This is a genomic window from Bacillus cereus group sp. MYBK139-1 (assembly GCF_051916915.1).
GTDB lineage: Bacteria > Bacillota > Bacilli > Bacillales > Bacillaceae_G > Bacillus_A > Bacillus_A pacificus.
The window spans coordinates 745,455-766,474 of the sequence record NZ_JBQAHO010000001.1; the positions used below are offsets into that span (position 1 = coordinate 745,455).

Sequence of the window (21,020 nt, forward strand, 5' to 3'; positions counted from 1 at the left end):
ATGCATTTAAAAATTATGATAAAATAATTTAAAAAGCATTATTAAATATTAATTGGATAGTCTCTATACTTGAAGATAAAGCTACTTGAATAATAAGGAGGTAATTTATGATTTTTCAAAATGAAATTGTATCATTACATTTAGAAGCTGTAAAATACGAGTTTAACAATGCATTTGATACATTTGATCGTAATTGGCTAATAATAAAAGTGAAACTTTCAGAGGGAAATAAAGTTTTTGAAACGATGGATCCTTTTTTACAAACTAGCGAATTACAACACATGAAAGAATGGTTTCAAACATTGCCGAATCCTACATATACCCGACTAGACTTCATAGAACCTAATCTGTCGTTTGAATTTATAGGAGAAAAAGAAGAGACATTTCAAATTATAGTTCGTTTATCTATAGAACTAAATCCTTCATGGTGTAAAGAAGAAGAGTACGAATTTTGTATTACTATTACGCAAGAAGATAGAAAAAATATTATTCGTTTCATTGAAGAACAACATATAAAATTTCCAAAACGATAAAAAAGACTTGATATCCTAAAGGAAATCAAGTCTTTTTCATTACATACGATTATCATGCCAGAAGTTTAATGGGAAGTGTTCGTTCTCACTATAAGCTTCTAATTCATATCCTTTTTCTTTCAGTCCTTTAATAATACCAGGTACTGCTTTTACGGATTGTGGATGAATATCGTGCATAAGGATAACTTCTGTTGGCTTGTTAGCGCCATTTAGAACGTTTTCTACAATTTTTGCTGATGCAGCATCAACAGGCATTTTGTTGTACTTCCAGTCTAATGAATCGATTGTCCAATCCCAAACTTTTAAGCCATTCTCAACAACTTTGTTGCGAAGAGCCTCATTTAATCCTGGCATTGATCCGTAAGACGGACGAGTTAATACTGGTGATTTGCCTAAAACGCCAGCGATTAAGCCTTGATCTTCCTTCATCTCATCTACATAATGACCTTCTGTGTAAAGTTTCTTGTAGTTATGAGTCATACTGTGCATTCCAACGTAGTGGCCTTCAGCATCTTCACGTTTTACAAGATCAGGGAAAGCTTTTACATTTGAACCAATAAGGAAGAATGTTGCTTTTGCATTTTCTCTCTTTAACATATCTAAAAGCTCAGCTGTGTATTTTCCAGGACCATCATCAAATGTTAAGTAAGCTACTTTTCTAACTTGCCCATTATATTGTTTTGGAGCTTCTTTCGGTGCAAGAGATGATTGAATTTCACTTACAAGTTGAACAGATTTTGCTTCATCCTCTGTACTCGCTAGAGCAGTATGTGCTGATCCTAAGGCCGCTTCGTATGTAAATAATACCCCCGCGCAAATCAACATAGCCCTTTTCACTAAAGTTGTCATTCGAATTCCATTGTGCATAATTTTCCTTCTCTCTATAAAAGTTCTACTCTACTATATTAGCAATTATAGGGAGGTAATTGCAAAAAAACTTTTTTACAAGAGCAAAAAAGTTTGTCCAAAAGTATGCAAGATTTCAATATTTTGCTGGTTTACTAAAATGAAACAAGGATGGAATGAAAATGCATGTAGTTTGTTGCTATATATAATAAACCCAATGAGTGAGTTATACAGAGAATGATGACGAAGAGTGTGCCTGTTGCATTAAAACGCACCTATAAAATTTCACATACCGTATTTTAAAAATAAATATAGGAAAACCAAAAAGTAATGTAGAATATATCGTACATACATATATGAAGTCAACAGAAAAGATAAAGAGGTGGACATATGTTACTTGAAGAAGTAATGCAGCAGCTAGAGGAATACGGAACAGAACAGAATCGTAAAACGTATAAAAACCATGGGGCGAAAGAGCCACTATTCGGAGTTAGTTTTGCTAATTTAAAATTGTTAAAAAAGAAAATAAAAAAAGATCATGATTTAGCAATTTTATTATGGGAAACAAAAAATATGGATGCAATGACATTAGCAACAATGATTTTAGATCCAAAGAAAGTTACGACAGAACTGCTAAATAAATGGGTACAGGAAGTTGATTATTATTGTTTAATGGATGTTTTAATGACGGCTATTTGTACGTCGCCGATCGCGATAGAAAGAATGGAAGAATGGACAACGTGTGATGATGAATGGATTGGAAGAGCAGGCTGGTCTTTATTAGCAAATATAGCGATTAAAAATAAAACGTTACAAGACGATTTCTTCTCTCCGTATCTAGAAGAAATTAAAGTAAATATACATAATGAAAAAAATAGAAAAAAAGAAGCGATGAATCGTGCTTTAATCGCGATAGGAATTCGTAATGAATACTTAGAGCAAGCAGCGATTGAAATTGCACGTGAAATTGGAAAAGTACACGTTGATCACGGGGCAACGTCATGCAAAACACCAGACGCAGAGCCGTATATAAAAAAAGCGAGTGAAAGAGCTGAAAAAAAGAAAGTGAAATAAGAAAAGGGGAACGGTTATGAAAGCAATGGAAGCGGCACAAAGCATCATTACATCACAATTTCCGAATTGTGATGTAGCTTTACTTGGAGGAAGTGTTGCAAGAGGAGAAGCGACAAAAACATCTGATCTGGACATTGTAATAATAGATTGTAGTTTGTCATCTTGTTATAGAGAATCTTTCTATAGTAATGGATGGCCAGTTGAGGTATTTGTACATAATTTTGAAACGTTAAAAACCTTTTTTAAAATAGATTGTGACCGCGGAAGACCTTCGTTACCACAATTAGTTGCAGAAGGTATTGTATTAAAAGGGGAAAATGAAATTGTTGAGAAATTAAAAAGCGAAGCGAATGAGTTACTAAATAAAGGACCAGCTAAATGGACGGAAGAAATGATGGAGCAGAAGCGTTATTTTATTACAGATACTCTGGATGATTTTATTGGTGCATCAAAAAGAGAAGAAGAGTTGTTTATCGCGAATTTATTAGCTGATTTATTACATGAATATGTATTAAGAGTAAATGGGAAATGGCTTGGAAGTTCAAAATGGTTTATAAGGGTACTTAGAAGATATGATGAACATTATGCAGATCAATTTGTAGCGGCGTTCGATCATTTTTATACAACGGGAGAAAAAATGAAATTAATTACTTTTGTAGAAAAAACGCTAGAACAGTATGGAGGAAGAATGTTCGAAGGGTTTTCTATAGGAAAGTAAAAAGGGGATAATACAATGAATATACCATTCGTTCAATTAAGAGAACTGACACTAGATGATGTAGAAGACCGATATCAATGGTCATTAGATACAAAAGTAACAAAACATTTAGTTGTACCAGATCAATATCCACCGTTCACTCGTGAAGATACAAAAAAATGGATTGAAGCATGTATAAATCGAAAAAATGGTTATGAACAAAGAGCAATCACTACAGAGAACGGCATACATATTGGATGGATAGATCTTAAAAACTTTGATAAAACAAATGAAAATGCAGAACTGGGAATCGCAATTGGTAATAAAGAATACTGGGGTAAAGGGTATGGAATAGCGGCCTTATATAGTATGTTACATGTGGCATTCTTTGAATTTGAATTAGAAAAAGTATGGCTACGTGTAGATGAAGATAATTTTCAAGCTAGAAAGAGCTATGAAAAGGCTGGTTTTGTATGCGAAGGGTTAATGAGAAATGATCGATTACGTAAAGGTCAGTTCATTCATCGCTATCGTTATAGTATGTTAAGAGAAGAATATCAATCTTTAATTAGTAGTTTATAAAAATATTATGTTAATTAAAAGGAGCTAGAGAAATATGATTCGATTACTTACCAAAGAAGATGCAAAAAAATATTGGGACTTACGGTTACAAGCATTACAAGTAAACCCTGAGGCATTTGTAACAACTTATGAAGAGGCGATTCGTCAGGAAAATCCTATTAAGCGAGTGGAAAGTAATTTAACAGCTGCTACTAGTTGTACATTTGGTGTTTTTAATGAAGAGAATCAATTAGTTGGAGTTGTCACTTTACTAACAGAAGAGAAAAAGGCGTATAAACATAAAGGGCATATCGTTGCCATGTATGTAGATGCAAGCAATCGAAGAAGTGGCCTTGCACGTGAGTTAATACGTAAGGCAATTGAAAGAGCAAGAGAAATGGACTTGGAACAATTGACATTAGGTGTTGTTTCCACAAATGAGCCAGCAAAAAAGTTGTATGAATCTATGGGCTTTAAAACGTATGGGATTGAAAAGAGAGCTATAAAGATGAATGGTGTGTATAGTGATGATGAACATATGGTGTTTTTCTTGTAAGGGGGGAGTTTCATATGAAAGATCTACGTTTGCAAAGAAATATGAACCCGCAAGTAGCGATTTTGTATGCGACGGTTACGGATACATTTAAACGACTGCAAAAGTTAGTAGAAGGTACTGATAAGAAAGAACTGTCATTTAAAGGGACAGAAAATAATGAAAATAGTATTGGACAACTACTTCAACATTTAGCAGTTGTCGATTTACATTGGGTTTACCGATTAAAAGGAGAAGCAATTCCGCTCGCACTTGAAAATATATATGGACCTATGTTAAATGAAGCAGGAGAGCTGCCAAGTTTAAGAAAACAGACGTTGCAACAATTAATGCAAGATTATGAAGTTGTGCAACATATGTTTTATGAGGAATGTATGAAACTAACAGAAAATGATTTAACACGAGAGGTTTTTTATGAAAAGGGAGAAAATGCGACTATAAGGTGGGGGATATGGCACATAGCTGACCATAATCGGTACCATCAAGCTCATATTAGTCAGTTAAGAAAGCTATATAGAGCTAGATACACGCGAGATGAAAAATTCGAATTTTAATTATATTTAAATTGTTGTATAGTAGTAAGAAGAAACTGAACAAGGGGTTTTATAATGAAAGCTATAGCAGTAGGGATATTGGCATCATTTTTCTTTGCCTTTACTTTCGTTTTAAACCGGGCGATGGACTTAGAAGGTGGAAGCTGGATTTGGAGTGCATCATTACGGTACTACTTTATGGTTCCAATGCTTTTACTTATTGTCATGTATAGAGGAAACTTAAAGCAACTCTTTCAATATATGAAAAACAATCCGAAAGAATGGTTAGTTTGGAGTATCGTTGGATTTGGTCTCTTCTATGCACCACTTAGTTTTGCCGGAGCTTTTGGACCTGGTTGGCTCGTTGCATCAACATGGCAAATTACAATCGTCGCAGGGATTTTATTAACACCATTTTTTGCGGTAGATCCATTACATAAAAAACTCCCAATGAAGGAATTAGTTATGTCGGGTATTATTTTATGCGGTGTTGTACTTATGCAAGTAGAACATGCTTCTTCATTAGGAATTCGTGAAACTGTTTTATGTGTCGTTCCTGTACTTATTGCAGCGTTTGCGTATCCTCTTGGAAATCGTAAAATGATGCAAGTTTGTAAAGGGGAGTTAGATGTATTCCAGCGAGTTCTCGGTATGACATTAGCCAGTTTACCATTTTGGTTTTTACTATCTGGTTATGAAGTATCAACAGGCGGACTACCGTCAAGTAGCCAAGTTTTTCAATGTTTTATTGTAGCAGTTAGTTCTGGCTTAATCGCAACGGTATTATTCTTCTTTGCGACAGATCTTGTAAAAGATGACCCGCAAAAACTAGCAACAGTGGAAGCGACTCAGTCCGGTGAGGTTTTATTTGCGCTAGTGGGAGAACTTATCCTGTTATCTGCACCAATTCCGTCATCTTTATCTTGGATTGGTATGAGCCTCGTTATTATCGGAATGATACTACATAGTTATGTAGCGGTCGTTGTGAAGAAAGAAGAAAAAATAACTGCGTAATGAGATTAGCTCTTTATATAAAGAGCTAATCTTTTTTCATAGAAAGGAATGATGATATGAATTTGCAATGTGTTGAACAAATTGAGAAAGATCCCATATTAAATGTACTACTGTATGCAGTCGGCCCAAGTGAAACTAGCAAAAAGAAAGCAGTTTTATTTTATGAAAGCAATAAAGGGACTTTGCATAGATATGAGGAAAAGGCTTGCATAGGTATGGAAATAATCGGAGCAAATAAAGCTAGAATATGCCACATAGCAGTGGTACCGCAATATCGTCATAAAGGAATAGCGGTGCAAATGATAAAGGAAATAGTAAGAATGTATCAATTGACGTATCTAGAGGCAGAGACAGACGCTGAGGCAGTAAAATTTTATAAGAAAATTGGTTTTCAGATTAAAAGTTTAGGAGAAAAATATCCGGGGATTGAAAGGTTTCATTGTTATTTGGAAAAATAGTACGAAAATATGCAAATACATATTGTGTTTAGTTTGAAAAAAGTAACATTTACATTATATAATAAAGGTATCTGGAAAAATATAGATAATGGAAATTAGGTGTATAACACATGAGAATGGATAAAAGTAAATTTATAAAAATTGCTACTTCAATAGGGGTATCATCTTTTTTATTAACTGGATGTGGCGATTATGAAGAAGATACTGCTCAACAAGAAAGTACTGCTGTTAAAACAGATGGTGCAAAACAGGGAAATGAACAAGAAACATTAAATTGCGATGATAAAACGCCTACTAATGAAAATGTAGAAAATGATGAGTTATGTAAGGAAATGAATCCATCATTTTCATCGTATCATGAAAATTCACATTTACCAATACTTCCATTCGTAGCAGGATATTTATTAGCAAGCAGAACTTCAAATATGAATTATACAGCAAAACCAAATATAATGAAGAAACCGTATGCAAATAATATTATTCCATATCGTGAAAAAGACCAAAGTAGAACTGGAGGCAGCGGTGGCGGAGGATACTACGGCGGAACTAACAGTAGCAATAGTAATTCTTCCAATAAAGTAGATTTAAATAAACAACAGCCAAATAGCTCAAATAAAGTAACACCAGATACAAATGCGCCAAAATCATCTACGACTCAAACGCCAAAAGTGAATTCAGGTTCAAGTGGAATTGGGAACGCAAAAGCACCGGCCGGATCATAACACGAAAGGATAATAGGATTATGTATACAGAACAAGAGCAGAAAGAGTATATGAAAGTATGGTTTTCACTTGCGGAAGAGGCTGGTCGGAATGGATTTACGTGGCCGAGTCTATTAGAGAAGGAAGAATGGAATCAATACATGGCAACAGGTATGTATCGTATGCCAGTAAAAACTTATACTGCTATTTCAAAAGCGACAGAAGAAATTATGTACGTGTTATATAGAACGTATCAATATATTGTAAATACGACAGAAGATTTTCAAACACTAGGATTTCCTGCTGAAACGTGGGAAATTGCGAGAATGAAACACACTGGTTTGTTTTCATATTTTACGAGATTTGACTTTATCGTAAATGGTGAAGATATAAAGTTAATAGAAGTAAATTGTGATACACCAACAGGTTATTTAGAGCCATCGGTCGCAAATGAAGTATTATGCCGTTATCACGATGTAAATCACCCAAATCATATAGAAGAGCATATTGTGCAGGCGTGGGAACAAATTAAACATGACTATAGTATAGATCCTAGAGAAACGATTTATTTTACGAGTTATGATTGGCATGATGAAGACCATCAAACGGTTCAATTTTTAAGAAGTTATTGCTTAAATCAGTCAACGGATTATATAGGTATACAGGATATCGTCGTTGCAGATGATGGTATTTATACGCAAAATGGTGAACGAATTCATTATTTATATAGACTATATCCAATTGAATATTTAGTTTCAGATGCTGATAAAAACGGGAAAAGAATTGGACTCCAGTTTTTAGATCATATTGCGCAAGGTAGAGTGGAAATCATTAATCCACCAGCTGCTTTCCTTATGCAAAATAAAAGTGTGCTCGCATTAATTTGGCAGCTTTATGAAGATGAAGTTTTCTTTGGGGACGAAGAGCGAGAGACCATTCAAAAATACTTCCTACCAACATATTTTACAAATAAACCATTTATAGAAAGAAATGAATCCTATGTTTCTAAACCTTTATACGGCCGTGAAGGCGGAGGGGTATCTATATTTGAAAATAATGAACTATTAGCTGAAGATAAAACAGAGTATTACTTTGAACAGCAGAAAATATATCAGCAATACATAGAAATGCCTGACTATACAATTGACACATGGGATGGTCCGTATACTGGTAAACTATTAATTGGTTCACACTGTATTAGCGGGAGAGCCGCAGGGTTATTTTTACGTGTAGGCGAAAAAATAACGGGTAACTTATCGATGTTTACTGGAGTTACAATTGAAGGATAAATGGAACAAAGAGCTCATCATTTTTGGTGGGCTCTTTCGTTTAAATATATTGTTTTTATTGCTGTGATGTAACACCTTCATGTTGCCTTTTTTGTTATATAAAATCAATATATTACCATTTTTTGCGTAGATAAAAATGATTAAGTTAAAAATTAAGAAAAATATGATAATATATGTATGTAGTAGTTTAAAACAAAATGGGGGAACAATCGTGAAAATGAATGAAATAGTGGCAAGTACGCCATTGCCAAATACAATTAAAACAATTACAAATGATTTAAGAAAATTAGGATTAGAAAAAGGAATGACAGTTATTGTACATTCTTCGTTAAGTTCCATAGGCTGGGTATCTGGAGGCGCAGTTGCAGTAGTAGAAGCATTAATGAAAGTTATTACAGAAGAGGGAACGATTATTATGCCAACTCAATCTTCGGATTTATCTGATCCGAAACATTGGTCAAGACCACCTGTACCTGAAGAATGGTGGCAAATTATTCGGGATAACGTCCCAGCATTTGAGCCACATATAACGCCAACAAGGGCAATGGGAAAAGTAGTTGAATGTTTTCGTACATATCCGAATGTAGTACGTAGTAACCATCCATTAGGAAGTTTTGCTGCATGGGGAAGACATGCAGCAGAAATAACGATGAATCAGTCACTATCAATGAGTTTAGGAGAAGAATCTCCATTAAGAAAAATATACGATTTAGACGGATACATATTATTAATTGGTGTTGGATATGATTCCAATACTTCTGTACATTTATCAGAAGTACGTTCTGGTGCATGTGAGTTAATAAAAGTAGGGGCACCCATTATAGAAAATGGTGAAAGAGTGTGGAAAGAATTTGTTGATATGGATTACGATTCTGACAAATTTGTAGAAATTGGTGTGGAATTTGAGCAAAAAGGAACTGTAAAAATAGGGAAAATAGGAAACGCAAAGTGCCGTCTTATGAAACAACGTGATATAGTTGATTTTGGAACAGAATGGTTTCGTAAGAAAAATTAGTAAGGGATGGTTACAATGAAGGGGAAAAAGGTATTAATTACAAGCGGTGGTTGTTTAGAAAAATGGGATCAAGTTCGTGGTCATACGAATATGGCAAAAGGAACAATTGGAAGGATAATCGCCGAAGAACTTATAAGTAAAGGGGCCTATGTTATATATTTACATGGTTATTTTGCGGAGAAACCGAATGATATAAACAATCAATTAGAATTACACCCATTTGAAGGAATTGTTGATTTACAAGATAAAATGAAGAGTATCATTACGCATGAAAAAGTCGATGCGGTTATTATGGCAGCGGCTGGATCTGATTGGATTGTGGACAAGATCTGTGATCAAGAGGGCAATGTTCTTGATATGAATGGAAAAATCTCAAGTGATATAGCGCCAATTATACATTTTCAAAAGGCACCGAAAGTATTAAAACAAATAAAAGAGTGGGATCCAGAAACTGTACTCGTTGGCTTTAAACTTGAAAGTGACGTAAATGAAGAAGAACTGTTTGAAAGAGCGAAAAATAGAATGGAAGAAGCGAAGGCGAGTGTAATGATTGCAAATTCACCACATTCTTTATATTCGCGCGGAGCAATGCACTACGTAATTGGACAAGACGGTAAATGGCAGTTATGTAATGGAAAAGATGAAACAGCGAAAGAAATTGTCAAAAGGTTAGAAGTACTATGTAATCGCGTTACTGTTTTATAATTTTAAGTATTTGGATAAGAGTGAATCCGCATAGTATATATTGGTAAGCGAAACTTTAATTTATGGGAATTTTACTTTTACACAAACGTTAACCATTCAATATGGATACATAGAATAATTGGTGAGGAGTGAATTCTATGGAACATTTATTAAAGCAAGCTATTAAACTCCGGAAAGAAAAGAAATATGCGCAGTCTAAAGAGATACTCATCGGATTAACAAACTTTACGAGGGATGCAGAAGTACTTTATCAATGTGCCTGGATACATGATGTAATGGGTCTTGAAACAGAAGCTATGCCGTATTATGAACAGGCTATTGCAAACGGTCTTGAAGGGGAGTCACTTTGCGGCGCATATATCGGTCTTGGTAGTACATATCGTTGTATAGGCGAGTATGATAAAGCAATTACTGTTTTAGAAACAGGTTTGCAGCAGTTTCCAGATAATGATGTGATGAAAGTATTTTTGTCATTAGCGAAATATAACGTAAACGATCATGAATCCGCGATGAAATTATTACTTGAAACAGTCGTAAAAGTAGAAGAAGTTAAAGAGTTTGAACGGGCTATTTCATTTTATAAAGACCATTTAAACGAGGTTTTTAAATAGAGGAGTGAAAGTATGAGTGTCACACTTTCGCGAAGGCGAAAAGGTATATGGATTGGACTCGTATCTTTAATCTTATTATCAAACTATTTATTGTATGCTCTTCCGATTGTACCAGCTACTCCGAAAGAAGTTGTTCTTGGGTCATTATTAGATTGTATGTTTGTAATTCCGGTCATTACGTATTTCTTTATTATTCGAAAAAGATACTCGTTAACGTATATATTCCCTGTCGTAATAGCTGGTTATATATTTGCAAGATTTATTATTCCAAGCGACTATTTACAAGCTTTTTCATACGTTTCTTATAGTATAGTTGCAGGAGAAATTGCTTTTGTATGTGTAGAGTTATTCCTTCTATATAAAATTGTTAGAAAGCTTCCTAACATAATAAAAAAATATAAAGAATATAAAAGTGAGTATTCTTCATTTTCTTATGCAGTTGATGCTGCGTTTGACGCCACTATGAAAAGAAATAAATTAATAGATATCATTGTAACAGAGTGTAAGCTAATTTATTATGCATTTTTATCGTGGCGTGAAAAAGTACCAGAAGGTGAATACGTATACTCATATCACAAAAAGAATGGTGCAATAGGTGTATATATTATGATCATCCATGCGACCTTAATAGAAAGTATCGGCTTTCATTATTTGTTTCATCAATGGAATCCAGTTGTAGCATGGGTGTTACTTATTATAAACGTATATGCAATGTTTTATTTTTTAGCTGAAATACAAGCAATGCGTAAAAATCCAATTATTGTTAAGGAAGAAAAGATAATCATTCAAATCGGATTAGGAAAGAAAATCATTATACCTTTTACACAAATTGATAAGATTACATTCTATAAAGGAGAACTTTTAAAGAAAGAGAAAGAGGTTCTTGACGCAACGGTGATGGAATTTATAAAGGAACCGCCAACATTTGAAATTATACTTAAAGAGCCGGCGAAAGTACAATTGTTATATGGATTTTCTAAAACAGTAAGTCGTGTCCATTTAAATGTTGATGAAGAACGGAACTTTTATGATAGGGTAACGGAGAAGTTAAAATATGAATAATGCTACTAATTTTCATCGTGCGTTTGGTGTGTATGGCATTTGTATCGAAAACAATAACATATTAGTAATAGATAAAATTAAAGGTCCATATAAGAACAGATATGATCTACCTGGTGGGAGCTTAAATGAAGAGGAGTCGTTGTTATCGGCACTCCATAGGGAATATAAAGAAGAAACTGGATTAGAAGTAAAGGTTATAAAGCAAGTAGGTACGGTTAATTTTCAATACCTTTCAAAGTTTAAAGATTATACACATGTACACCATATTGCAGTTTTGTATGATGTTGAAAAGAGTGCAGGGAAAATCATAGTACCAAAACAATTTGAAGGTCAAGATTCTTTAGGAGCGAGATGGGTTTCTATAGAAAGCATTACAGAAGACAATTCATCTCCACTTGTATGTAGTGCAGTAGAGTGGCTGAAAACAAATGAGCTTCCATTAGAAGTGAAAAAATATGAAGCATGGACAGTGAAAAACTCCTTCTAAAATAAGAGGGAGTTTTATTGTGTACTTGGAGACCAAATACTTCTTTATGACTATATAAACCGATATAATAAAGCTAGAAATAGCATAAGGGGAAACAAAGAATGAATAAATTACTAACATCCAAAAGTGAAATTATAGAAAGAAAAATACGATATGACTCGACAACGGTAGATCACACTTGCTTATTACTTGAAAAGCAGTTGCAAAGTATCGTGTTATTTCATGAGGTTCAGTATTCATTTACAATGACTGCACATCGTGCGAGTTTAACAATCCCAAAAGGAAGTTACACCATTGCATACTACTGGGAAAATCGTCCGTACAATTTATACATATGGAGAGATAAGAATGGAATGTATGTAGGCTCTTATTTTAATGTTGTAAAAAATACGCAAATAACAGATGAACTAGTGTCATTTGAAGACTTAATTATTGATATTTTGGTACTTCCAAGTGGAGAATATTTTATTTTAGATGAGGATGAGTTGCCTGAGCCTTTAGAGAGGTTTGAGGATGGTTATGTGAATGAAGCTCTTCATGTATTAGAGGAAATAATTCAAAAGACGCTTCCTCAAATGATTGTAGAAACAGAAAGAGTGAGGTTAAACTAAATTGTAATCGATTTGAAAATAGAATACGTGTTTAATGAAATTGAGTAGTCTCAAGTTATATAATCTAACTTTTTTGATAAGTCTAAGGTTAGATGTATATTTCTTGGGATTACTCTTTTTTGTGGAAATTAATATTGACTGAATATAGTTCAGTCGTTTATGATTGAATTAGATTCAGTCGAGGACAAAATTAGTAGGAGATGACCTATGAAAAGAATATCAAAAGAACCAGATATAAGACGACAAGAGTTAATGGATATTGGCTTTGAACTATATATGAAAAATGGTATGAAAGGATTTGGCATAAAAGATGTTGTGAATCATGCAGGTGTAGCAACAGGCTTATTTTATTATTACTTCAAGTCTAAAGATAACTTTGTTGATGAAGTGTTAAATGATTTTATTGTGAAAAATATGGAGTTAATCGAAGAAGTACTAATTTCAAATGAACGGTCTGTCATGCAAAAGATGGAAGATTCTCTAAATATATTTTGGACATTTATTGAAAAATTAGCGCCTTATAAAAATGTGAGCTCTTTTCAGACAGAACAACATTTTCAACTGGAACAGAAATTATTCACGCGAATTCAGCCATTAATTCGACAAGTGATTGAAGAAGGGATGAAAACGGGGATTTTTAATACTGATAACTCATTACTAGCTTCAGGTTTTATTTTATACGGTCTTAGCAGTGTTGCTCATTCAGAGGTGAATTTGAATTTAGATACGAAGCAAGAAATGGTTAATTTAGTATTAAATACACTGCGATATGATCAAAGAGAAGGAGAATGTATATGAAGATTATGATCGATGGAAACAATATTTCGAATGAACAACTTACAAAATGGAAAAGAGAACGTATTAAAAAAGTTTTAAATACATTAGGACATAAAGAGCAAGAATTAAATGATACAGACGATATGATAAAAAAACTAACGGAACTAAAATTAAATTATTCATACGATGAAATGTATGATAAGTTGAAGTCTAAACTTAAATTAAGTGAAATGGGTATGCGTATCGCTACAGTTTTATCTGGTAATAGACGGAATTTTTCGAAAACAAGTATCTATTTAGATGGGATTACAGCAGAAGAAGCGATAAATGGGATTGACAGTTTTATGCTTGAACAATCACGTGAAAATAATCAGGTGAACTTGTCAGCTTGTCCTGATCACTATGTACTAAGACCGTTTGGGGAAAATGAATTAGAAGTTATCGAAACAACTGGTAATTCTCCATTTCCAGTTCAATTTTTTATTGTTTTTGGTGACGAAACGGGATTGAAGACACCTAGAGATAAGTCTTATCAATACCAATCAACAGGTGTTGCACGTATGAAAGACGGTACTACTATTGGTGGAGTTCGACATCAATTCAAAGATACAGATACTGGTATAGAAGTAAGTCTAGTTGTAGAGTTTCCAGCACTTTGTCCTAATAGCCTTATTAAATCGCACCAAATGCATTTGGCATGTGAGTTTTCTTATTGGTTACAGTGGATTAAGAACCATAAAAAATAAATGACAATAAGGATGTTCAAACGAACCATATGTATTTTTTTAACAAAACCCAGTTGACTTATCGGAAATATTTGTATAATATGTACTTAATTCTATTACGTATTGCTGATTGGAGAAACCAAAGGCATTTTATCTATTGATAAAATGCCTTTGGTTTTTTTATTGCATAAATACTGAATCTGTTCATTTAGATGAATCATTTCAAGGAGGCGAAGAAGTGACTGTTTCAATTGATGGAGTATCAAAATATTTTTCGAAACAAACTCGTACTGTTCAAGTATTAGAGAATATTAATTTTCAATTAGAGAAAGGTGATTTTGTTACAGTAATTGGTCCGAGTGGTTGCGGAAAAAGTACACTATTAAAAATTATTGCAGGCTTAGACAGCGATTTTGAAGGAGAAATCATTATTGACGGGGAGCGTATAACAAAACCGAGTAAGAAGCAAGGATTTATATTTCAAGAGCATCGATTGTTTCCGTGGCTTACAGTGGAAGAAAATATTGCGGCTGATTTGTCATTAAAAGATAAGTATGTGAAGGATAAGGTAAAGGAATGGGTTGAAATTGTTCGGCTAGACGGTTTTGAAAAGTCATATCCGAAAGAAATATCAGGCGGGATGTCACAACGTGTTGCCATTGCAAGAGCGTTGCTAAGAGATCCAAATGTATTGTTACTTGATGAGCCATTTGGAGCACTGGATGCATTTACCCGAAGTCATTTGCAAGAAGTACTGCTCAACATTTGGGAACAAAAAAAGACGACAATGATATTTGTTACACATGATATAGACGAAGCAATATATCTTTCAAACAGAATTGTCATCATGAGTGCAAAGCCTGGAAAAATACATAAAGTGATTGAAAATAATTTACCTTATCCGCGTAGTAAAACTTCGGAGTCATTCCAAGAAATTCGAAAGAAAGTATTACAGCAGTTTGAACGCGGGGGACTAATTCAAACAAGTATATAGGGAAAGGGTGAGTATATGTATAAAAAAATCAAAATTCTTTCTTTTGCATTAGCTATTTCTTTATTTTTATTCGGATGTGAAAAAAGAACAGCAAGTAGTAAGAAGGAAGATGTAACAGTACAAATTGGTATTCAGCAAGGATTAAGCCCACTTTTATTGGCACAGAAAAAGGGATGGTTTGAAGAGGAGTTTAAAAAAGAAGGAGTTAAGGTGAAATGGACAGAGTTCCAAAGCGGACCTCCTTATTTTGAGGCAATCGCATCAAATCGATTAGACTTTGGTGAAGTTGGCAACTCTCCAGTTATTTCCGCGCAAGCAGCTGGTATTGAATTTACCGAAATTGCTAATACAAGTTATGCGAGAAAAGGAACAGGGATTCTTGTACAAAAGGATAGCAAGATTACGAGTATAAAAGATTTAAAAGGTAAAAAAATCGCAGTAGCAAAAGGAAGTAGCGCATTTAATTTATTGTATCGAGCGCTTGATAAAGAAGGTATCAATGCAAAAGATGTAAATGTCATTCAGTTACAACCAGATGAAGCGCAGCCAGCATTTGAATCAGGATCAGTAGATGCATGGGCAATTTGGGATCCTTTCATATCGTTACATACGGTAAATAAAGGAGCGAAGGTGATTACAGATGGTGAACAATTAAACGTATCTTCCCCAGAGTTTTTAATTGCGAGAACAAAATTTGCGAAAGAGCATCCAGAATTAGTGGAGAAATTCCTTAAAGTATATGAAAAAGCACGTGTATGGCAAGATGAAAACTTGGATGAAGCAATAAAAATATACACTTCTGCAAAAAAAATAGATGCAGATATTGTAAAAGAAGTGTTTAATCACGACAAACCCATCTTAGTTCCGGTAACGAAAGAAATAGTTGCAGAACAGCAACAGACAGCAGATTTTCAATATAAGCTCGGTTCTATAAAGAAAGAAATCAAAACAGATAAAGTTGTAGATAATTCTTTCGTAGAAAAAGCAATAAAGACGAAATGAAAAGAGGTTTTGTAAATTGGAAAATACGAAGGCTGTTGTGAAAAGGGCGAGTATAACGATTGGCAAAAGCAATGTAAAAAAATTGCGAAAGACAAATGTAAAAGTGTTAGTAAGAGCGATTACGATACCAATTGTCGTATTAATTATTTGGCAGTTAGCTGGCGTATTCGATTTAGTCTCTAAAACAGTTTTACCAACGCCATTAGATATATTTCTAGCTTTTCAAGAACTTATAAAAACAGGAGAGTTATACGGTCATCTAAGTATCAGTGTATTCAGGGCTGCGGCTGGTTTCTTTATTGGTGGGAGTCTAGGAATTATATTAGGAACGATTGTTGGGTTTTCAACGAGAAGCGAGCAATATTTAGATCCGTCAGTACAAATGTTAAGAACCGTGCCTCACTTAGCTGTTGCACCGCTTTTCGTATTATGGTTCGGTTTTGGTGAAACATCGAAAGTGTTATTAATTGCAGATGGTGCATTTTTTCCTTTATATGTAAACGCGTTTCTAGGAATACGAGGTGTAGATTCAAAGTTATTTGATGTTGCGAGAGTGTTAGAGTTTAGTAAAAGAAAATTAATTACGAAACTAATTTTACCGGCAGCATTGCCAAATTTATTACTTGGGGCAAGATTATCATTAGGAGTAGCATGGGTGAGTTTAGTAGTAGCAGAACTTATGGGATCTACAGAAGGTATTGGCTATATGATTATGGATGCAAGGCAATTTTCAAATACAGATATTGTATTTGTCGGTATTATTATCTTTGCATTCGTTGGGAAGTTTTCTGATTCACTTGTTCGTTTACTAGAAGTGAAGTTTTTAAGATGGCGAGATAATTTTAAAGGAGAGATAGGAAATTAATATATAAATTATTAGGGGTAATTTATATAGAGTATTTTAGTGTACGTTTCAAAATAAATAAGGGGTGTGTAAAGGTATGGAATTATTATGGTTTATTCCGGCGTATGGAGATGGTCGATATTTAGGAACGACAAAACGAGGAAGAGCAGCTGAGTATGGTTATTATAAACAAGTTGCACAGGCAGCCGATTATTTAGGATATTCAGGTGTGTTACTTCCAACTGGTCAAGGTTGTGAAGATCCATGGGTACTTGCATCGGCACTTGCAGCTGAGACAGAGAAATTAAAGTTTTTAGTAGCAGTTCGACCAGGACTAATGTCACCGACAGTTGCAGCGAGGATGGCTTCTACATTTGATAGAATTTCAGACGGGAGGTTACTTATTAATGTAGTAGCTGGAGGAGATCCAGTTGAATTACAAGGAGATGGATTATATCTTGAACATGATGAAAGATATGAAGCAGCTGATGAATTCTTAAAAGTTTGGAAATCGACTTTGCAAGGTGAGACCATTTCATTAGAAGGAAAACATATTAAAGTTACAGATAGTAAAGTTGTGTTCCCACCAGTTCAAACGCCATACCCTCCTATATATTTTGGAGGATCATCCGCTGCAGGAAAGGAAGTTGCAGCAGAACATAGTGATGTATATTTAACGTGGGGCGAGCCACCAAAGCAAGTGAAAGAGAAAATAGATGAAGTAAGAAAACTTGCGGAAGAAAAGGGGCGTACGGTTCAATTTGGCATTAGATTACACGTAATTGTAAGAGAAACAGAAGAAGAAGCGTGGGAAGAGGCAGAACGTTTAATTCAATATGTAGATAATGAGACAATTGAGCTTGCTCAAAAGACATTTGCAAGATATGATTCAGTTGGTCAAAAACGAATGACCCATTTAAATAAAGGTACACGGGAGTCGTTAGAGATAAGTCCTAATTTATGGGCTGGCATCGGGCTTGTAAGAGGTGGTGCAGGTACTGCGCTTGTTGGAGATCCGCATACAGTAGCAAATAGAATAAAAGAATATGAAGCTTTAGGAATTGATACATTTGTTTTATCAGGATATCCACATTTAGAAGAGGCATATGAAGTGGCAGAACTGTTATTTCCTTTATTGAAGGAAGATAAGAAGCAAGAAAATAAAATTGTTGGTGAAATGATAGCTGATGCATATGCATTAAAAAAATAGTGAGAAATAAAGTGAAGCTTTCATCCTTTGGGTGAATTGTCCCAAAGGATTATTAGCTTTCACCAATCGGGTATTTAGAGGCAGTTTCACCTATGTTTTGCTTCATTTTGTTTACTGCCTGTTAATACGTGGTAAAAAACTCGCAAGTAAATCACTTGCGGGTTTTCATCGTAAACTATCAGAAAATATGGTAAAATTAAATAGTAACTTAAGGTGCGGTTGGTTGTTCAATTATCACTTCTCCAATTAGGAGGGGGGTGATAATAAGTGAGTGAAATAGCGTTGTTACTGCAAGGTGGACTGTTTCTCGTTGCATTGTTAACATTCGTCGTCGTTTTAATAGACAAGCTCAAAAAATAACAACCCACCTATGCCAATAGAATGTGGGTTGTTTTGTTTGTAAGAAACAAATAGGATAAATGAACAATCCAATCTGCTAAGTTACGTGGACTAGTGTGTAGCCGCACACTAGTCTTTTTTATTTATATACAATTTATAATTGGTTTATGTGATTGTATTGTTCTTTTCATACTTATTATAACACAGTGTCTTTTCATCAAGAAAGGAGACCGTATGTTCTGTTTCTAATTAAATAAAAGGTGATTTTTCTTTAAAGAGCCCGTCCATATACTGTTTTAAAGTTTGAACGTAAAATTCTTGCTTATTTACATCATTAACGCCGACAATTGGTGAAGGAAGTTCATATCTCTTTTCTGATAAATGAACGACAACATCAAAAATATCAAATAGACGAATGAAACAGAAGAGGCCATCTTTATCACTTAATAAAATAAAGTAGTGGTTTTCGCTATTTGTATTTAATGTATTCCATAAAGAACTTTTGCTTAAATCACGAACAATGCTCTTTTCTTTTAATTCCATGAAGTCGGCATTTGATAGGATGCTAGAAATATCAATCGCATCTTGATCTTCAAAATAGCCATCGACTGCTTGTACAGCGAAAGTATAAGCCATTTTTAATACACTCATTTTATACTTACGGTTATCTAAAAGTAATTCACGTTGAATAGAGCTAGCTACTTTCGTTACACGTTCTTCTTTCCAAATTTCATTATGTAGTGAAATATCGTGCTTTTTACATAGTTTCATAATTAATGCATTGGAATAAAGTATTTCGTCACTTACTTCAACAACATCCGTCTCAGCCGCTGCAAGTTCCTCACCATGCTCATTCGTATAGAGTGGGGAGTCAATCTGTTTTTTCATGTGCTCAATCTTGAACTGACTTAATTTATGCCGAATTAAGGGGCGATCAATATTTGTTGTCATTTGTTCATGACAAGTATCACAAATTGAGTTTGTGAAATAATATCCACATAATATTTCTGGGATGACATATTGTTCACTAAGTTCTTTCGTATCTTTTCTGCAAATGATGCATTGTGTCATTTTTATCACCTTTACCTGCAAATTTGTATGTAATCTCATTGTAGTGTATTTATTGGCATTTTGGAATATTGTAAAGGAAAATATTATGTGAAATTGTTACTTATTTTGGTACAATGAAGAGAAGTGCTAGTTTAAAGGAGGACGTTTTTTTGAAATCGAAAGTGCACTTTTGGACATTAGAAGTGCTAATGGTTGTAGCGATCATATTTATTTGCACAAAAATATCGTTTCTATTTCAACCGATTGGTATCTTCATATCAACGCTGTTTTTCCCAATCTTAATCGCGTTATTTTTATACTTCATATTTAATCCGGTGTTAGTCTTTTTAGAGGAGAAAAAAGTACCTAGAAATTTAGCGATTTTACTGTTATATCTTTTTATCATAACATTAACTGCAGTTGGCGTTGGGGTAGTTGTTCCAACGATCTCACAACAGCTAATGGATTTAGTGAAAAATATGCCAGGCTATATAAAAGAGGGAAAACTATACATACAAGATTTATCCCATCATAGATTGTTTGAATGGTTATCTACACAAAACTATGTTTCCATTGAAACAATTGAAAAAAATGCAATTGAATATTTAAAGGATATACCAAACACAATTACGTCGAGTGCAACGGCTTTATTTGGTATCATAACGAACGTCGCATTAGTTATTTTTACAGTACCGTTCATTTTATTTTATATGTTTAAAGATGGACATGCGTTTCCAGGAAAAGCAGTAAGTTTATTACCAGAGTCATACCGTGAAGAAGGGCTTCGTATCATTAAGGAAACGAACGAAACATTATCTGCATATATTCAAGGGCAAGCGCTTGTTTGTATATTTGTAGGTGCTTTTACTTTTATCGGTTATTTAATTATCGATTTACCGTACGCTTTTGTTTTAGGAATTATAGCTGCATTTACAAATATAATTCCTAACTTAGGTCCATTTATCGGTGCAGCACCAGCTGTTATTGTAGGTTTGTTTGTATCTCCGATGCAAGCGTTGTACGTAATTATTATCGTAACAATTGTACAACAGTTTGAAAGTAACATCATTTCACCGCGTATTATGAGTTCAAAATTAAATATCCATCCGTTAACAATTATTATTTTAATTTTAGGGGTAGGTAACTTTGCGGGAATTATCGGAATGATCTTGGCGGTGCCAGTGTATGCAGTAACGAAAACAGTTGTATCGAACTTAGTGAGATTGTTTAAGACGAAACGAAGTAATCGAAAATAGTATATGTTGAGAAAGATACACCGCTTTTTAAGTGGTGTATCTTTTTGTTTATTAATCAAATTTAAAAATTGTA

26 protein-coding genes are annotated in these 21,020 nt (G+C 34.1%); 24 read left to right on the forward strand and 2 right to left on the reverse strand.

Features of this window, described 5'->3' with window-relative positions:
- The first annotated feature begins 107 nt into the window (after window positions 1-107).
- Window positions 108-533 (forward strand): WapI family immunity protein, encoded by a 426-nt coding sequence (locus ACTFRS_RS03670; protein ID WP_431084676.1) that lies wholly within the window; start codon window positions 108-110, stop codon window positions 531-533.
- Window positions 534-572: 39 nt separating this feature from the next.
- On the opposite strand, the gene ACTFRS_RS03675 is transcribed toward ACTFRS_RS03670, so the two are convergent.
- Window positions 573-1,400, reverse strand: a complete 828-nt coding sequence (locus ACTFRS_RS03675; RefSeq protein ID WP_431084675.1) for a peptidoglycan-N-acetylglucosamine deacetylase — start codon at window positions 1,398-1,400, stop codon at window positions 573-575.
- A 369-nt stretch (window positions 1,401-1,769) separates the two neighbouring features.
- On the opposite strand from ACTFRS_RS03675, the gene ACTFRS_RS03680 reads away from it, so the two are divergent.
- The 22 genes from ACTFRS_RS03680 (at window position 1,770) to ACTFRS_RS03785 (ending at window position 18,662) form a co-directional block, all read left to right on the forward strand.
- The gene (locus ACTFRS_RS03680) at window positions 1,770-2,453 is read left to right on the forward strand and encodes a DNA alkylation repair protein (RefSeq protein ID WP_139865919.1); all 684 of its coding nucleotides are present in this window, start codon (window positions 1,770-1,772) and stop codon (window positions 2,451-2,453) included.
- A 16-nt stretch (window positions 2,454-2,469) separates the two neighbouring features.
- Window positions 2,470-3,171 (forward strand): nucleotidyltransferase domain-containing protein, encoded by a 702-nt coding sequence (locus ACTFRS_RS03685; protein WP_139865918.1) that lies wholly within the window; start codon window positions 2,470-2,472, stop codon window positions 3,169-3,171.
- 15 nt (window positions 3,172-3,186) lie between these two features.
- Window positions 3,187-3,732, forward strand: a complete 546-nt coding sequence (locus tag ACTFRS_RS03690) for a GNAT family N-acetyltransferase (protein ID WP_175251866.1) — start codon at window positions 3,187-3,189, stop codon at window positions 3,730-3,732.
- A 34-nt stretch (window positions 3,733-3,766) separates the two neighbouring features.
- Window positions 3,767-4,267 (forward strand): GNAT family N-acetyltransferase, encoded by a 501-nt coding sequence (locus ACTFRS_RS03695; RefSeq protein ID WP_139865917.1) that lies wholly within the window; start codon window positions 3,767-3,769, stop codon window positions 4,265-4,267.
- 14 nt (window positions 4,268-4,281) lie between these two features.
- Window positions 4,282-4,818, forward strand: a complete 537-nt coding sequence (locus ACTFRS_RS03700) for a DinB family protein (RefSeq protein ID WP_431084674.1) — start codon at window positions 4,282-4,284, stop codon at window positions 4,816-4,818.
- 54 nt (window positions 4,819-4,872) lie between these two features.
- Window positions 4,873-5,811, forward strand: a complete 939-nt coding sequence (locus ACTFRS_RS03705) for a DMT family transporter (protein WP_000643664.1) — start codon at window positions 4,873-4,875, stop codon at window positions 5,809-5,811.
- A 56-nt stretch (window positions 5,812-5,867) separates the two neighbouring features.
- The gene (locus tag ACTFRS_RS03710; protein ID WP_139865915.1) at window positions 5,868-6,269 is read left to right on the forward strand and encodes a GNAT family N-acetyltransferase; all 402 of its coding nucleotides are present in this window, start codon (window positions 5,868-5,870) and stop codon (window positions 6,267-6,269) included.
- 110 nt (window positions 6,270-6,379) lie between these two features.
- Window positions 6,380-6,991: a hypothetical protein gene (locus tag ACTFRS_RS03715; RefSeq protein ID WP_270699749.1), complete on the forward strand. Its 612-nt coding sequence runs from the start codon at window positions 6,380-6,382 to the stop codon at window positions 6,989-6,991.
- A 20-nt stretch (window positions 6,992-7,011) separates the two neighbouring features.
- Window positions 7,012-8,259: a glutathionylspermidine synthase family protein gene (locus tag ACTFRS_RS03720; protein WP_139865913.1), complete on the forward strand. Its 1,248-nt coding sequence runs from the start codon at window positions 7,012-7,014 to the stop codon at window positions 8,257-8,259.
- 217 nt (window positions 8,260-8,476) lie between these two features.
- Window positions 8,477-9,274 (forward strand): BA2930 family N-acetyltransferase, encoded by a 798-nt coding sequence (gene aacC, locus ACTFRS_RS03725; protein WP_431084689.1) that lies wholly within the window; start codon window positions 8,477-8,479, stop codon window positions 9,272-9,274.
- A 15-nt stretch (window positions 9,275-9,289) separates the two neighbouring features.
- Window positions 9,290-9,979 (forward strand): phosphopantothenoylcysteine decarboxylase domain-containing protein, encoded by a 690-nt coding sequence (locus ACTFRS_RS03730; protein ID WP_431084673.1) that lies wholly within the window; start codon window positions 9,290-9,292, stop codon window positions 9,977-9,979.
- 137 nt (window positions 9,980-10,116) lie between these two features.
- Window positions 10,117-10,590 (forward strand): tetratricopeptide repeat protein, encoded by a 474-nt coding sequence (locus ACTFRS_RS03735; RefSeq protein ID WP_000400626.1) that lies wholly within the window; start codon window positions 10,117-10,119, stop codon window positions 10,588-10,590.
- Window positions 10,591-10,602: 12 nt separating this feature from the next.
- Window positions 10,603-11,652, forward strand: a complete 1,050-nt coding sequence (locus tag ACTFRS_RS03740; protein ID WP_431084672.1) for a hypothetical protein — start codon at window positions 10,603-10,605, stop codon at window positions 11,650-11,652.
- Entirely contained in the window at window positions 11,645-12,139 is a 495-nt protein-coding gene (locus ACTFRS_RS03745) for an NUDIX hydrolase (protein WP_431084671.1), read from the forward strand. Before ACTFRS_RS03740 ends, ACTFRS_RS03745 begins: the two co-directional genes overlap by 8 nt.
- A 101-nt stretch (window positions 12,140-12,240) precedes the next feature.
- Window positions 12,241-12,750 carry a DUF402 domain-containing protein gene (locus ACTFRS_RS03750; RefSeq protein WP_431084670.1) on the forward strand — a complete coding sequence of 170 codons (510 nt, stop codon included), beginning with the start codon at window positions 12,241-12,243 and terminating at the stop codon, window positions 12,748-12,750.
- A gap of 207 nt (window positions 12,751-12,957) precedes the next feature.
- Window positions 12,958-13,548: a TetR/AcrR family transcriptional regulator gene (locus tag ACTFRS_RS03755; protein ID WP_000822614.1), complete on the forward strand. Its 591-nt coding sequence runs from the start codon at window positions 12,958-12,960 to the stop codon at window positions 13,546-13,548.
- Complete coding sequence (locus ACTFRS_RS03760) at window positions 13,545-14,273, forward strand: hypothetical protein (RefSeq protein WP_431084669.1); 729 nt, start codon at window positions 13,545-13,547, stop codon at window positions 14,271-14,273. Before ACTFRS_RS03755 ends, ACTFRS_RS03760 begins: the two co-directional genes overlap by 4 nt.
- 217 nt (window positions 14,274-14,490) lie before the next feature.
- Entirely contained in the window at window positions 14,491-15,246 is a 756-nt protein-coding gene (locus tag ACTFRS_RS03765; protein WP_208735706.1) for an ABC transporter ATP-binding protein, read from the forward strand.
- Between the two features lie 15 nt (window positions 15,247-15,261).
- Window positions 15,262-16,248, forward strand: a complete 987-nt coding sequence (locus tag ACTFRS_RS03770) for an aliphatic sulfonate ABC transporter substrate-binding protein (protein ID WP_431084668.1) — start codon at window positions 15,262-15,264, stop codon at window positions 16,246-16,248.
- A gap of 16 nt (window positions 16,249-16,264) precedes the next feature.
- Entirely contained in the window at window positions 16,265-17,113 is an 849-nt protein-coding gene (locus tag ACTFRS_RS03775) for an ABC transporter permease (protein WP_139865904.1), read from the forward strand.
- 76 nt (window positions 17,114-17,189) lie between these two features.
- A complete protein-coding gene (gene ssuD / locus ACTFRS_RS03780) occupies window positions 17,190-18,302 on the forward strand; it encodes an FMNH2-dependent alkanesulfonate monooxygenase (RefSeq protein WP_242294198.1) in 1,113 nt (370 codons plus the stop codon).
- A 267-nt stretch (window positions 18,303-18,569) separates the two neighbouring features.
- On the forward strand, window positions 18,570-18,662 hold the full coding sequence (locus ACTFRS_RS03785; protein ID WP_001289320.1) for a putative holin-like toxin: 93 nt from the start codon (window positions 18,570-18,572) through the stop codon (window positions 18,660-18,662).
- Between the two features lie 228 nt (window positions 18,663-18,890).
- Here ACTFRS_RS03785 and ACTFRS_RS03790 read toward each other — a convergent pair whose 3' ends face one another.
- Complete coding sequence (locus ACTFRS_RS03790) at window positions 18,891-19,712, reverse strand: HNH endonuclease (protein WP_139865902.1); 822 nt, start codon at window positions 19,710-19,712, stop codon at window positions 18,891-18,893.
- A 149-nt stretch (window positions 19,713-19,861) separates the two neighbouring features.
- Here ACTFRS_RS03790 and ACTFRS_RS03795 point away from each other — a divergent pair, with 149 nt between their 5' ends.
- Window positions 19,862-20,947, forward strand: coding sequence for an AI-2E family transporter (locus ACTFRS_RS03795; protein ID WP_000837888.1), 1,086 nt, complete (start codon window positions 19,862-19,864; stop codon window positions 20,945-20,947).
- Window positions 20,948-21,020: the final 73 nt, after the last annotated feature.